The sequence below is a fragment of the Dactylosporangium maewongense genome, from assembly GCF_039531485.1.
Taxonomy (GTDB): domain Bacteria; phylum Actinomycetota; class Actinomycetes; order Mycobacteriales; family Micromonosporaceae; genus Dactylosporangium; species Dactylosporangium maewongense.
The window spans coordinates 83,744-96,178 of record NZ_BAAAQD010000016.1 but is presented as its reverse complement, the minus strand read 5'-3'; the positions used below and the strand labels follow the sequence as shown (position 1 = coordinate 96,178).

The 12,435-nt window shown below is 72.4% G+C and carries 15 protein-coding genes and 2 pseudogenes; 10 read left to right on the top strand and 7 right to left on the bottom strand.

What is annotated here, in order from left to right; all coding sequences use genetic code 11:
* The first annotated feature begins 36 nt into the window (after window positions 1–36).
* Window positions 37–594 (top strand): TIGR03086 family metal-binding protein, encoded by a 558-nt coding sequence (locus tag ABD332_RS34965; protein WP_344506844.1) that lies wholly within the window; start codon window positions 37–39, stop codon window positions 592–594.
* 54 nt (window positions 595–648) lie between these two features.
* Here ABD332_RS34965 and ABD332_RS34960 read toward each other — a convergent pair whose 3' ends face one another.
* Genes ABD332_RS34960 through ABD332_RS34950 form a run of 3 tightly spaced genes read right to left on the bottom strand, consistent with a single transcriptional unit; the run spans window position 649 to window position 2,598 of the window.
* Window positions 649–1,086 (bottom strand): hypothetical protein, encoded by a 438-nt coding sequence (locus ABD332_RS34960; protein WP_344506842.1) that lies wholly within the window; start codon window positions 1,084–1,086, stop codon window positions 649–651.
* A gap of 42 nt (window positions 1,087–1,128) precedes the next feature.
* Window positions 1,129–1,554 (bottom strand): RNA polymerase sigma factor, encoded by a 426-nt coding sequence (locus ABD332_RS34955; RefSeq protein WP_344506840.1) that lies wholly within the window; start codon window positions 1,552–1,554, stop codon window positions 1,129–1,131.
* Window positions 1,555–1,596: 42 nt separating this feature from the next.
* A complete protein-coding gene (locus ABD332_RS34950) occupies window positions 1,597–2,598 on the bottom strand; it encodes an ArsR/SmtB family transcription factor (RefSeq protein ID WP_344506838.1) in 1,002 nt (333 codons plus the stop codon).
* A 67-nt stretch (window positions 2,599–2,665) separates the two neighbouring features.
* Between ABD332_RS34950 and ABD332_RS34945 the strand changes: the two genes are divergently transcribed.
* From ABD332_RS34945 to ABD332_RS34935, 3 genes and pseudogenes are all read left to right on the top strand, one after another.
* Window positions 2,666–3,904 (top strand): MFS transporter, encoded by a 1,239-nt coding sequence (locus ABD332_RS34945; protein ID WP_344506836.1) that lies wholly within the window; start codon window positions 2,666–2,668, stop codon window positions 3,902–3,904.
* 63 nt (window positions 3,905–3,967) lie between these two features.
* On the top strand, window positions 3,968–4,480 hold the full coding sequence (locus ABD332_RS34940) for a DUF7919 family protein (RefSeq protein WP_486303846.1): 513 nt from the start codon (window positions 3,968–3,970) through the stop codon (window positions 4,478–4,480).
* 55 nt (window positions 4,481–4,535) lie between these two features.
* Window positions 4,536–4,658, top strand: a pseudogene (locus ABD332_RS34935) (transposase); the annotation flags it as partial.
* Window positions 4,659–4,718: 60 nt separating this feature from the next.
* Here the strand turns inward: ABD332_RS34935 and ABD332_RS34930 are convergent.
* Entirely contained in the window at window positions 4,719–5,165 is a 447-nt protein-coding gene (locus ABD332_RS34930) for a GNAT family N-acetyltransferase (RefSeq protein ID WP_344506832.1), read from the bottom strand.
* A gap of 30 nt (window positions 5,166–5,195) precedes the next feature.
* Here ABD332_RS34930 and ABD332_RS34925 point away from each other — a divergent pair, with 30 nt between their 5' ends.
* From ABD332_RS34925 to ABD332_RS34905, 5 genes are all read left to right on the top strand, one after another.
* Window positions 5,196–5,363, top strand: coding sequence for a hypothetical protein (locus ABD332_RS34925; RefSeq protein WP_344506830.1), 168 nt, complete (start codon window positions 5,196–5,198; stop codon window positions 5,361–5,363).
* Between the two features lie 111 nt (window positions 5,364–5,474).
* Complete coding sequence (locus tag ABD332_RS34920; RefSeq protein WP_344506828.1) at window positions 5,475–6,221, top strand: hypothetical protein; 747 nt, start codon at window positions 5,475–5,477, stop codon at window positions 6,219–6,221.
* Window positions 6,208–6,729, top strand: coding sequence for a chlorophyll a-b binding domain-containing protein (locus ABD332_RS34915; protein WP_344506826.1), 522 nt, complete (start codon window positions 6,208–6,210; stop codon window positions 6,727–6,729). Before ABD332_RS34920 ends, ABD332_RS34915 begins: the two co-directional genes overlap by 14 nt.
* A 106-nt stretch (window positions 6,730–6,835) precedes the next feature.
* On the top strand, window positions 6,836–7,996 hold the full coding sequence (locus ABD332_RS34910; RefSeq protein ID WP_344506824.1) for a DUF1996 domain-containing protein: 1,161 nt from the start codon (window positions 6,836–6,838) through the stop codon (window positions 7,994–7,996).
* Between the two features lie 50 nt (window positions 7,997–8,046).
* Complete coding sequence (locus ABD332_RS34905) at window positions 8,047–8,853, top strand: alpha/beta fold hydrolase (protein ID WP_344506821.1); 807 nt, start codon at window positions 8,047–8,049, stop codon at window positions 8,851–8,853.
* Window positions 8,854–8,863: 10 nt separating this feature from the next.
* Here ABD332_RS34905 and ABD332_RS34900 read toward each other — a convergent pair whose 3' ends face one another.
* The 3 genes from ABD332_RS34900 to ABD332_RS34890 form a co-directional block, all read right to left on the bottom strand.
* Window positions 8,864–9,262, bottom strand: coding sequence for a hypothetical protein (locus ABD332_RS34900; RefSeq protein WP_344506819.1), 399 nt, complete (start codon window positions 9,260–9,262; stop codon window positions 8,864–8,866).
* A 128-nt stretch (window positions 9,263–9,390) separates the two neighbouring features.
* On the bottom strand, window positions 9,391–9,966 hold the full coding sequence (locus ABD332_RS34895; protein WP_344506817.1) for a copper resistance CopC family protein: 576 nt from the start codon (window positions 9,964–9,966) through the stop codon (window positions 9,391–9,393).
* Window positions 9,967–10,057: 91 nt separating this feature from the next.
* Window positions 10,058–11,434 (bottom strand): carbohydrate-binding protein, encoded by a 1,377-nt coding sequence (locus tag ABD332_RS34890; RefSeq protein WP_344506814.1) that lies wholly within the window; start codon window positions 11,432–11,434, stop codon window positions 10,058–10,060.
* Between the two features lie 174 nt (window positions 11,435–11,608).
* Here ABD332_RS34890 and ABD332_RS60180 point away from each other — a divergent pair.
* A pseudogene (locus tag ABD332_RS60180) lies at window positions 11,609–12,391 on the top strand (substrate-binding domain-containing protein); the annotation flags it as partial.
* Window positions 12,392–12,435: the final 44 nt, after the last annotated feature.

Sequence of the window (12,435 nt, the reverse complement as noted above, 5' to 3'; positions counted from 1 at the left end):
CCGACGCCGGCAGGTGGGACGGGTTAGCGTGGCCGGATGACTGCAGCGGAAGAACACCGGAGCATCGCCGGCACGTTCACCGACCGGGTCCGTGGCGTGCCGGCCGGCGGCTGGGACCGACCGGCACCGTGTGAGGGCTGGGTGGCCCGGGACGTCGTCGGGCACCTCGTCGAATGGCTGCCGGGGTTCCTGCGCGCCGGCGCGGGCATCGACCTGCCGAAGGGGCCGCCGGTCGCCGAGGACCCGGTCGCCGCCTGGCAGGTGCACACCGACGCCGTGCAGGCGCTGCTGGACGACCCGTCCAGCGCCGACCGGATGCTGTCCAACCCGCACATCGGCGAGCTGCCGGTCGCCACGGCGATCAGCCAGTTCTACACCTCCGACGTGTTCCTGCACACGTGGGACCTGGCCCGCGCGACCGGCCAGGACGAGCGGCTCGACCCGCAGCGCTGCGCGGTGATGCTGGAGGGCATGCTGCCGATGGACGAGGTGCTGCGCAGCAGCGGCCACTACGGCGCGCGGGTCGAGGTCCCCGCCGACGCCGACGCGCAGACCCGGCTGCTGGCCTTCATCGGCCGCGACCCTTCCCAGTAGTCGATGCCGCCCGGCCGGTCCCGGTGCGGGCCGAGACCGGCCGGGCGGCCGGATTCAGTTGAAACTCTGCTGCCACACTTCGGCGTCGACCGCGTCGTGCCAGCGAGTGAACCCGCAGGCCCAGGCCACCGGATCGGTTAACGGCGGGCCACCGAAACGCGGCTCGCCGGAGACCATCAGCCGCGATCCGATCCCGAAAGGCGCCACTTCCAGGCTGACGCCGCCCGTCGGATTCGGCAGTCCGACGGTGACGCTTTCGGCTGAGCCGCCCCGGAACCATCGGTGAACCTTGAACGTCACCGGAAGAAACATGCCTGTCGCGGCATCGGTGGCGCCGATTCCGGTCACCGACCCGTCGAACGCGAAACTGCGCCGGGCAAGTGACTGTGCCGAATACGCCTCGACACAACTCTGGCTCGCTGAAGTGCCCGCGAAGACGTCGCCGCGACGCGCGCCGGACGGTGACCCGGGCGCCGACGTCGACTCGGCCACCGGCGGCGAGCCGGGCCCGGACGGTTGCTGTGGCAGGCAGCCTCACCCGCACATACACCGCCGGGCGACCCAGCACGCGGGCGATCTCGGTGGGCGTGAGCCCTTCCACCGCGACGAGACCGAGAATGTCTTGATCCTCGGGGCGCAGGCGGTCAAAGGCGGCGGCGACGGCACCATCAGGGTCAGGCGCCTCGGTCGCCGCCGAGGTGGTCCCCGTCGCGAGGACCCGAGCCGGTCATAGCGGCGCCTGGAGCGCGCATGGTTCGCCAACGTCCGGCGGGCGATACCGTACAGCCAGAGTATGGTCTCTTCACCGTCCGGCATGTCCTCGACGCGCCGCCAGGCGGTCAGGAAGACGTCCGCGACGACATCCGAGGCATCCTGCACCGAGTCGGTGCGGCGCAGCGCGTAGGCAAAGATTGGCTCATAGTGGGCGGCATATGCTCGCTCAAACCGGGCCGATCGCATACCCGCTCCATGTCCACCAACACCCCATGCGTTACACCCGCCTCACAAGCTTTTCGGTACGGCATCCGCCGGCGCTGTGACGAGCGCGTCGCCGAGCGGGGTGCGGTGGTAGAGCACGGAGCGGCCCGAGCGGGCGCGGTGCACGAGGCCCGATCGGTGCAGGACGGCGAGGTGGTCGCCGACGGCGCCGGTGGCCATGCCGTACGCCCGGGCGAGCTGGCTCGTGCTGGCCGGGTCGCCGAGGGTGGCCAGCAGCAGCGCCCGGGACCGGCCGAGCAGCGCCGACAGGTGCGCGGGCGGCTCGGGCGGCCCGTGCTCGAGCAGCGTCCCGACGCCGCGGGCCGGGTAGACGATCGCCTTGGGCCAGGGATCGTCGGCGTACACGGCGATCTCCGGCCACACGAACACCGACGGGACGAGCAGCAGCCCGTGCCCGCCGAGCGCGATCTCGCCTCTGCTGCGGACGTGCAGGTCGATGCCGCCGTCGCGCCAGCGGACCTTCCGGTGGAGCCCGGCGAGGGCGGCGGCCCAGCCCGCGCGGCCGAGCTCGCCGACGCGGTGCACGACGTCGCGCTCGCACAGCAGCCGCAGCCGTGGCCAGTCGTCTTCGAGCAGCGCCGTCCACGCCGCGGCCAGCACGTCGGCGAGCCTGTCCAGGGCGTCCGGCGCCGCCAGCACCGCCCGCGCGGCGTTCGACACGTCGCGGCGGTGCCGCAGATAGAAGTCGATCTCCGCCCGTACGCCGTCCGCCGGCGCGGCGCGCATCGTGGCGAGGTCGTCCTCGATGGTCTGCAGCCGCGGCGGCGGGGAGAAGAACGTCGCGCCTGCCCGCGGCGTGTGCAGCGCGTCGATCGCCGCGAGCCCCGCCCCGTGCCGCCCGGCCAGCTCCGTGAACCGCGGCCGCAGCCGGGCCAGCCACGCCTCCGGCACGCCCTGCGGGTGCGGGCTCTGCAGGGCGCGGATCAGGTGGTGCAGCTCGAAGACCGGCGACAGCGCGAACCTGGTGCGCACCAGGTCCTCCGCACCCACCACGAACCGCAGCACGCCCTCGACCTTACGCCGTGTGGCGAATCATTCGTGCCGTCTCCCGCTCGCCCGCAGGCTGGTGCGCATGACTGTCGTCGACCGCCCGGCCACGTACCGCGAGGTGTTCGCGGAGCCGTCGTTCCGTGCCCTGTTCGTCGCGCGGACCCTGGCGATCGGCGCGAACTCCCTGCAGATCTTCGCGCTGTCCGTCCTGGTCTACACCGGCACCGGCTCCGCGCTGCTCAGCGCGCTCGCCTTCGGCGCGGGATTCCTGCCGCAGGTCGTCGGCGGGCTGCTGCTCGGGTCGCTGACCGACCGCCTGCGCCCGCGGCCGCTCATCGTCGCCGGGTATGCGGTCGAGGCCCTCCTCGCGGCCGCGCTCGGCCTGCTCGACCTGCCGGTCGCGGCGAGCCTCTCGCTGGTCGCCGTGGTCGCGTGCGGCACGCCGGTGTTCGCGGGCGCGGCGGCCCGCGTCATCGCCGACCAACTGACCGGCGACGCGTACGTCCTCGGCCGCTCCGTGTCCAACATGTCGTCCTCCGCCGCCCAGCTGCTCGGCCTCGCGGGCGGCGGCGTCGCGGTGGCCGCCGCGGGACCCCGCCACGCGCTGCTCTTCGCCGCCGCCTGCCACGTGGCCGCCGCCGTGCTGGTCCGCTTCGGCCTCGGCTCAGGCGGCGGAGGTGTCCGTTCCCGTGGCGGTGCCGTCCATTCCCGTGGCGGCGCTGTCAGGGACAGTCTGGCCGGGGCATCGGCGTTGTTCGGTGACCGCACCATCCGCCGGCTGCTGCTCGCCCAGTGGCTGCCGTCCGCGTTCGCCGCCGGCGCCGAGGCCCTCCTCGTCGCGTACGCCGGCCGCCGCGGCTTCCCACCAGGCTCCGGCGCCGTCCTCATGGCCGCCCCCGCCGCCGGCATGCTCCTGGGCAACTTCGTCGCCGGCCGCTTCCTCCGCCCCACCCTGCGCGAACGCCTCGCCGGTCCCTTCCTGCTCCTGCTCGGCACCCCACTCATCGCCGTGCTCGCCGCCCCACCACTCCCGGTCCTGGCGGCGCTGCTCGTCATCGCCGGGACGGGCTTCGCGTACGGCCTCGGTCTGCAACGTGCCTTCCTCGCCGCCGCCCCCGAAGCCCGCCGCGGCCAGCTCTTCGCCCTGCTCTCCACCGGCATGATGGCCCTGCAGGGCCTCAGCCCCCTGCTTCTGGGCACCGTCGCGGAGTTGACTTCCCCGGCCCTGGCCATCGCGTCCGCCGGAGCCGCCACGGTACTGGTAGCGCCCCTACTGCTACGCGGCCGCCCCAGTGACATCCGAAGCCAATCGAAGCGCTAAAGACTTGACTGCGTGCCCCGAAGTGATTGATTCCATCAGGGCTCCTCGTGAGCGTGACGAAGAATATCTGCTCCGAGTCTTCGAAATGGAGATCACGCCGGCGGCAACCCATCCGTCAACGAGACGCGAGGCCTCCACCCCTGTGAGTTCTGCCCGTCGGACACGAATATCATCGCCGATCCGCGGCCAGACGGGCGGCCCTGGCTTGCGTTCCGTCAGATCAGGGTGCCGGCCCGGCCGGGCGTGATGTTCGCGGCACCGGCGCTGATCTGGCATTACGTCGCCGCGCACGACTACCGGCCGCCCGCGGAGTTCGTCGAAGCGGTGCAGCGTTACGACGCCGGCTGGGCCACCGAGCCGAGCCCATGGATCCCACTCGACGCGGAGCGCTACGTGCTGAGCCGCGACCCCAGGACCGTCAGGATCCTCTGTGGGAGCTGTCGTCGGGCGTTCGAGTTGTACTACACCCCGGTCGGGGCTGAACGCAACGCACCTACGCTGGCCAGCCAGCAGCTCAGCCAGCAGTGTCCCGACCACGACGGCAAGGAGTGGGAATTCTGGGACAAGATCCGCTGAGGGTGCATCGGCGTGCCTACGTGATCACCGATGTCGATGCCGCCAGCGTGGCCGGATGCTCCGGCCGTGGCGGTACCCCTCAGACCTGACCGACGAGCAGTGGGCGCTGGTCGGGCCGCTGCTCCCAGCGCCCAAACGCGTTGGTAGGCCAGAAAAGCATCCACGAAGATCCATACTTGCTCCGGCGCCGTCCGGCATCCGTTCAGCGTGGCGTGCAATCACGACCTGCCCGGACGCGTCACGATAGCCGCGGGGCTCCGGTGTAGCGGAAGGTGTTGGAGGCGCGGCGGGTGAAGCCGAGTCGTTCGTACAGGCGGATGGCGGAGACGCGGTCGGGGCGGGATGTCAGGTCGACGCTGCGGGCGCCTTCGGTTTCGGCGAGGCGGAGGGCTTCGCGGATGAGTGCGGCGCCGGCGCCGTGGCCTCGGGCGGACTCGTCGACGACCACGTCCTCGATCCTGGCGCGCAGGCCGGTCGGGACGGGGAACGTGACCAGCGTCAGCACGCCGACGATCCTGCCGTCGACGCAGGCGGTCAGGATGTGGTTGCCCGGCCAGATGAGGAGTGCGTCGAGGGCCGCGGCGTCCAGCGGCGCGGCGGAGGCGGACAGCTGGGGCAGCAGGCGGGCGAATGCCTCGACCGTCTCTTCGGTGGCGGCGGCAATGCGCTCGACAGCAACGTCCATGGCAGCACTCTAACGACGGACGGTCCGGTGGTGACGGCGACCGGCCACCAACCCGAGGTCTCCCACGTGGTGACGGCGCCGGTCCCGCCTTCGGCGAGCGCACCACCGTCGGCGATGTCCAGGGTCCACCACGGGGTGAGGCTGCTGACCAGAACCAGCGCCCCGGCCGCGGGCACCAGCCAGACCCGCCAGCGCTGAAAGCTCACGGCACCGCCCCCGATCCGGCACCCGGCCGATGCGACCGACCATACGCGCGCGGCCGGCCGGCATGTGGGGATACGACTGGAGGTCCTGGCGTACGTTGGGGGCGTGGGCGGGGAGGCGGAGGCGCGGCAGTTGTTCGACGCGTTCCGGGACGAGCTGTGGGGGCAGCGGCACTGGGACAGCGACTTCACGCCGGCACCGCATGAGCCTGACCTGAAGCTGCGGGAGCTCGTCGACGGGGCGGGGGTGGCGGCGGTACCGGAGGCGATCGGCGCGCTCGGAGACGAGACGCTGCTGGTACACCTGCTGCCGATGCTGCACGAGGACCGCCTCAGCGTGTCGGAGCGGAACGCCGTCATCGCGGCCTTCGCGAACTACGGCGAACGAGGGAGGGCACTGATCGGGGGCGAAGGGGCCGTGCGGCGGATCGAGGACGCCGACGACGCGTTCCTGCGCGGGCGGATCGAGACCACGCTGGGCGGCGCGTTCGACGCGTACGCCGGCATCCTGCTGGTCGAGCCGGCGGCGCACGCCGCGTTCCAACTGGCGTGGATCGATCGGGCGTACGGTGCACCCGTCACCGCGACGCGCGTCGCCTGGATCCGCGGGCTCGGCTTCGCCGGCGAGGACCTCCTGGCCGAGGTCGCGCGGCCGGTGCAACGGCCGCTCGAGGGGCTGCGCATCGAGTGGGACTGCGGCCGGCCCGGCAAGCACCACCCGGCCCGCGCGGCCCGCGCCGCGGCCGCCGGCCTGCCCTCGCTCGCCAACGGCTGGCTCCGCCACGAAGCCCACGCCCAAGCTGCCCGCATCCATCTCGACAAGGTCCGGGCCGCCACCGATGCAACTTCCTGACTACCTGCCCGGCCAGGACGCGCCGCTGGTCGACGCGATGCCCTGGCTGGAGGACGAGCTGTTCTGGCCCGCGTTCCTGTTCGCCGTCGGCCACGCGGGCTCGGCACCCGAGGCGTTCGGGGTGGACCCGGCCGACCTCGAGGCGCTCCTCGACGACTTCGAGCGATCGGACCTGTGGCCGGTGTTCACCGTCCCGATCGGCCGGGGCGTCCTGCACCTGATCGTGCGCAACTTTCCCGGCGATCCTGGCCTCGACTGGCTGGTCGACGCCGAGATCGGGGCCGCCGCGCGCCGCCTCGCCGCCGAGGACGGCGGCGACAGCCCGGGGCCCGGCCTGCCGTGGGGACTGCTGCCCACCGACCCGGTGAACCTGCTCCTGGCACTGCCGACGTTCGGCGAGGGCGGCGACCCCGACCCCGTGGCGGCCGCCCTGTGGGCCGTGGGCGCGACCACGTCGGTCGACGAGCTGGCCGCCGAGCTGTTCGCCCACCGGTTCTACGGCCGCTAAATTCGGGTCGTGGATTAAGGTTGCTTTAGATCTCTGTCGGGCACGGGGCGGCGGCGCCTACGATCACGGCGGTCGTGCACCGTCCGCGCTCGTGGGGAGTCATCCGTTGTCGTACGCGTCGAACCACGGCGTTCCCTGGCGGCTCGGCCGGAGCAAGGTGGTGATGGCTGCGGCGGGCCTGATCGTCGTCGCCGGCGCGGTGGCGGTCTACCTCGCCACGTCACCCGGATCCGCGAAGCCTTCCACCGTTGCGGATGCGTCGCCGGTACCGGCGGAATCCGGCGCACTTGTCGCCGCAGCGCCAGCACCGTCGGGGTCCGCGGCGGCGGCCACGAGTGCGAGCGCTGGAGCGTCGAAGTCCGCCACCGGCAAGGCGCCCGCGACCGGGTGGATCCCGGTGGATGCCGCGGCGTGGAAGGCGCAGGTCGACGCGTACCAGGCGCTCAAGACCGACCCGGTGCCGGCGGGGGTGGGCAACCTGCCCGAGTTCCGGGCGGACTGCCAGTACAGCCACTCCCTGGCCGACGACCCGATCGTCTTTCCCGGGCTCGCCGGCTCGTCGCACATGCACTCGTTCGTCGGGAACAAGGCCGTCACCGCCGACACGACGCCCGAGGACCTGACGAAGTTCACGGCCACGACGTGCAAGCCGGTCCAGGACCACTCCGCGTACTGGGTGCCGACGCTGTACGACGCCGCGACGAACAAACCCGTCGAGACCACCGGCTTCCGGGTCTACTACCGGTCGCTGATGAACACGTCGGCCGGTCAGCTGCCGATGCCGAACGGTCTGCGGATGATCAGCGGCGACGCCACGAAGCGGCAGCCGACGCCGCGCGGGGCGCAGGGCCAGTTCTACTGCGCCTTCTACGGCCCCGGCGACCTCGACGGCGTCGCGCGCAGCACCAACGGCAACTGGCCCATCTGCGGCGGCGACGCCACGCTGCACTTCATGATGCAGTTCCCGGACTGCTGGGACGGCAAGCACCTGGACAGCCCCAACCACAAGGACCACGTCAAGCACGGCTCGGGCAACGCCTGCCCGGCCAGCCACCCGGTGAAGATCCCGGCGATCACCTTCGACATCCAGTACGGCGCGAAGGGCACCCAGCAGGGCTACTACCTGTCCTCGGACAAGGAGGGCAGGAGCGCCTCCTCGATGCACGGCGACGCGTTCGTGATGTGGGACGCCGCCACCATGAACAAGCGCACGAAGAACTGCATCCTGCAGCGCCGTACCTGCGACAACAACGGCTACCAGCAGTAGGGCGGCGGCATCCGTTAGGCTCTCCTTACTTCGCCACAGGGGGGATGGCCGTGCCGTTCGTGAACGTCGGTGCCGTGACGCTGCACTACGAGGAGTCCGGCAGCGGCGACGCCGTCGTGCTGGTCGCCGGCACCGCCGCGCGCGGCCGCACGTGGCGGCTGCACCAGGTGCCCGCGCTGGTCGCCGCCGGCTACCGGGCGATCACCTTCGACAACCGGGGCGTGTCGCCGAGCGACCCGGCGAAGACCGGGCTCACCGTCGACGACCTGGTCGCCGACACGGCCGGCCTGATCGAGCGGCTCGTCGGCGGGCCGTGCCGGCTGGTCGGCTCGTCGATGGGCGCGCACGTCGTGCAGGAGCTGCTGCTGGCCCGGCCCGACCTGGCCACCCAGGCGGTGCTGATGGCGAGCCGGGGCCGCCCCGACGCGATGTCCCGGGCTCTCGCCGCCGCCGAGCGCGCGCTGTACGACGAGCGCGTCCGCCTCCCCGGCGTGTACGACGCGACGACGCGCGCGGTGCAGAACCTGTCGCCGAGCACGCTGCAGGACGAGCAGGCGGTGCAGGACTGGCTCGACCTGTTCGAGATGTCCCCGGCCGACGTGACCGACGCCGGCCTGCGCCCGCAGCTCGACGTTGAGCTCGACACGGACCGGCTCGCCGCGTACCGGCGGATCGGCACCCCGACGCTGGTGCTGTCGTTCGCGGACGACGTGATGGCGCCGGCGGCCCGCGGCCGTGAGCTCGCCGACGCCATCCCCGGCGCCCAGTACGCCGAGATCCCCGCCGCCGGCCACTACGGCTACCTGGAGCAGCCCGACGCCGTCAACGACGCGATGCTGACGTTCTTCAAGGGCTGAGCAAGGCTGATCAGCGCACCACCAGCTGCACCAGCAGCAGGTGACCGGAGTGCGTCTCGACCTCGAACATGCCGGTGGTGTCGGCGCGGAACTCCAGCGTCGCCGGCCGGCCCGCCTCCAGCACGGCCTTGCGGTCGTAGCCGTGGACGTGCAGCTCGTCGGGCACGTCGGAGGTGACGGTGAGCCGGATCGTGCTGCCCTTGCCCACCTCGACCCGGCCGACGGGCGGCTCGACCCGGCCGCCGGTGATCGACACCGTGATCGACCGGTCCTGTGGTGGTGTTTCGCCGGTACCGCCGCGGAACAGCACCCAGGCGACGACGCCCGCGGCGATCAGGATGGCGACGGCGACGAGCCGGAAGACGGCGTCGCGCGACCGGGCGGGCGCGACCTCGGTGGTGGTGGGCACGGCGGGTTCCTCACGGGAGCACGGCAGGGCAGGGCCCGGAGCGCCGCACACCGGTAGCCCGTCCCGGCCGCCGAGCCGGAGATGCGGACGGGCGTAAGCCTAACGGCCCGCCCGCGTCCCGGCGAGGGTCACTTGATGCGGCGCCGCCGCTGCCAGACCGCGATGCCGGCGGCGACCACCGCGGCCGCGCCCAGCGCCGCCCACAGCAGCCCGGCGTTGCCGCCGCCGTCGTCCTTGGCGGCCGGCTCGGCGGCGGCCGGCGACGGTGCCGCACTGGAAGGAGCGGCGGACGGCGAGGGCGAGGGCGACGGCGCCACGCTCGTCGGGGCCGGCGCGGCGTTGGTGAACGTGAACCTGCCCTCCAAGGGGTGTCCGTCGCCGGCGGCCGTGCGCCACACGACCGTCACCGGACCCGGCGGCAGCGGCCGGACCGCCTGCGTGAGGGTCTTGTTCACCGATCTGGGGGTGCCCTCGCTGTACGAGACGCCGTCGGCACCGGTCACCTCGACGGTGCTCGCCTGCTGCTTCACCATCTCCGTGAACGTCAGCGTCACCGCGGCGACCGGCGTGCTGACCGTGGCACCCGCGGCCGGGTCGCTCTTGGTGAGCGTCGTGTGAGCCCACGCCGGGGCCGGCGGCAGCAGGATGAGGAGCGTCGCCGCGGCGGCGGCCAGGGTCGCGCGGAGCGTCGCGTGCAGTCGCATGCGCCAATCCTGGCACGGGGCGCGGCGCGGACGTGGAAGCCGGTGGTCACAGCGGGCCGCATCCACTGTGACCACCGGCGCTCATGGGGTACTACCTGCGGAAGACGAACCAGTCGACGTTGACGAAGTCGGCCGGCTGGCCGCTGCTGAAGCGCAGGAACACCGTGTGCCGGCCGGTGACCTGCGACGTCAGGTTGCCCGGGATCTCGCGGAAGCTGCTCCAGCCGCCGGTGTTGGCGACGGCGAAGCTCGCGACCGGCGCGTTGCCGACGTTGTCGAGGCGGACCTCGACGGTGCCGCTGACGCCGCCGGCGGCGCCGGAGGAGACGCGGGCGAGGAAGTCCTTCGGCGTGGTGGTGCCGAAGTCCACGTTGTCGTAGCGGGCCCAGTCACCGTTGGCGAGGTACCCGATCTGGTCGCTGCCGGGCACGACGCCGGACTGCGCGTTGTAGGACTCGGCCTGGATGGTGCTGTAGGCGCTGCGGCCGCCGCCGGTCTGGGTCGCGGTCGGGGTCGGGGTGGCGGTCGGGGTCGGGGTCGGGGTCGAGCCGCCGCCCTTGGTGTACACGGCGACGTAGTCCACGAGCATCGGCACGCCGGACGCGGTGCTGCCGGTGGGGGTGGAGTAGCCGGCGACGCCGTTGGGGAACGAGCCGCCCATCGCGACGTTGAGCAGGATGAAGTAGCCCTCGTGACTGGTCATGCCCGACCAGTACGAGCCGACCTGGTTCTGGTTCACGGAGAAGAACTGGACGCCGTCGACGTACCAGCGCAGCACCTGCGGGCTGACGCTCGCGTCCCACTCGATCGCGTACGTGTGGAAGTTGCCCTGGCAGGCGCTGGCCGGGCAGGTCCGGGTCCCGCCGAGGCCGGTGGTCTCGTTGCAGGGGCCGCCCGGGTTGACGCCGCAGTGCAGCGTGCCCCAGACCTGGTTGACGCCGTTGACGTTCTCCATGATGTCCAGCTCGCCGATGCCCGGCCAGTTCCAGTAGTTGCCCCGGTACGGCGAGCCGAGGGCCCAGAACGCCGGCCAGTAGCCCGCGGCGGCGGCACCGGAGACGTTCGGCATCTGCAGGCGGCCCTCGATGCGCATGACACCGCCCGACGGCGGTTTGAAGTTCGTGCGGCGCGTCTCGATGCGGGCGGACGTCCACTGCCCGGAGCCGGACCTGATCGGGGTGATCCTCAGGTTTCCGGAGCCGTCGAGGGCGACGTTCTGCGTGCTGGTGGTGTAGCTCTGGATCTCGCCGGTACCGAAGTTGGCGGGCCCGCCCGCGTACTGGGTGCCGGTGGTGAAGAGCCAGTTCGTCGACGACGGCAGGGTGCCGGCCGAGCCGGTGAAGTCGTCGCTCCACTGCAACGTCCAGCCGGACGGGGTCGACGGGACGGCGGCGTAGGCGTTGACGGTGACGGCGGCGGTCGCCACCAGGGCGGCCGCGAGGGCCAGGGGGCGCACAGCAGGGGGCATTGGCGGAAACCTCCAAGAGCGTGGGGTGTCTCGTGAGAGCGCTCTCAAGCTTTGTAGCGAGCGTGCGATCCTGGTGTCAATGACTGTTTCCGCTGTTCAGAGTCTTAACAGAAGCGACTGTCACGCGGCGGCGCTTCGCCGGAGAGAGCGCTCTCTCTGCTGGTCGCGGAGCGGATGGGTGCGCGGCGCAACCGGTACCGCAACCGGTCCCAGATCCGGTGTTCCCGCCCGGTTCGACGAATGCCGCCGCCACGGTTGCCGATACGGAGGGCGGAGGTGGCTGGTATGGGCGCGGGCGACGGTGCGGTGATCGGTGTGCTGTCGCCGTTCGTCGGCGGCGCCTACTACGGCACGATCCTCGCCGGGATCAGCGCGGCCGCCGCCGCGGCCGGCAGCCGAACCGTCGCCGTGCAGACCCTCGACGCCGCCGCGGACATCGCCGTCAACGGGGGCACGCCGACGTTCACCGCGCCGGTCGCCTGGGACCACATCGCCGGATTCGTGGTCCTCGCCGACGCCGTCACCGGCGACTACCTCGACCGGCTCCACGCCGCCGGGAAGCCCGTGGTGCTCCTCGGGCACCGCGCCGGCCGACCCGACCTGACCGCCGTCGTCGCCGACAACGGCGCCGGCGTCCGCGACGCCGTCACGCACCTCATCGAGCACGGGCACCGCAGGATCGCGTTCACGGGGTACGTCGCCGCCTCCGACATCGCCGAACGGCACCACGCCTACACCGGGACCCTGCTCGCCCACGGCATCGAGCCCGACCCCGCGCTGTTCCTGCCCGCCACCGACAACCTCGAGAGCGGCGTCGCCGGGGTCGACCCGCGGGCCCTGCGCAACACCGCGACCGCGATCGTGGCGGCCACCGACCGCAACGCGACGGGGCTGCTGACCGCGCTGACCGCCGCCGGGTTCGCCTGCCCCGACGACCTCGCGATCACCGGCTTCGACGACATCGAGGTCGCCGCGTATCTCAACCCGAGCCTCGCCAGCGT

Coding starts and splice junctions, on each gene's coding strand:
- ABD332_RS34965 (WP_344506844.1), top strand. CDS start 37: ATGACTGCAGCGGAAGAACACCGGAGCATCGCCGGCACGTTCACCGAC.
- ABD332_RS34955 (WP_344506840.1), bottom strand. CDS start 1,554: ATGCGATCGGCCCGGTTTGAGCGAGCATATGCCGCCCACTATGAGCCA.
- ABD332_RS34945 (WP_344506836.1), top strand. CDS start 2,666: ATGACTGTCGTCGACCGCCCGGCCACGTACCGCGAGGTGTTCGCGGAG.
- ABD332_RS34930 (WP_344506832.1), bottom strand. CDS start 5,165: ATGGACGTTGCTGTCGAGCGCATTGCCGCCGCCACCGAAGAGACGGTC.
- ABD332_RS34915 (WP_344506826.1), top strand. CDS start 6,208: ATGCAACTTCCTGACTACCTGCCCGGCCAGGACGCGCCGCTGGTCGAC.
- ABD332_RS34895 (WP_344506817.1), bottom strand. CDS start 9,966: ATGCGACTGCACGCGACGCTCCGCGCGACCCTGGCCGCCGCCGCGGCG.
- ABD332_RS34890 (WP_344506814.1), bottom strand. CDS start 11,434: ATGCCCCCTGCTGTGCGCCCCCTGGCCCTCGCGGCCGCCCTGGTGGCG.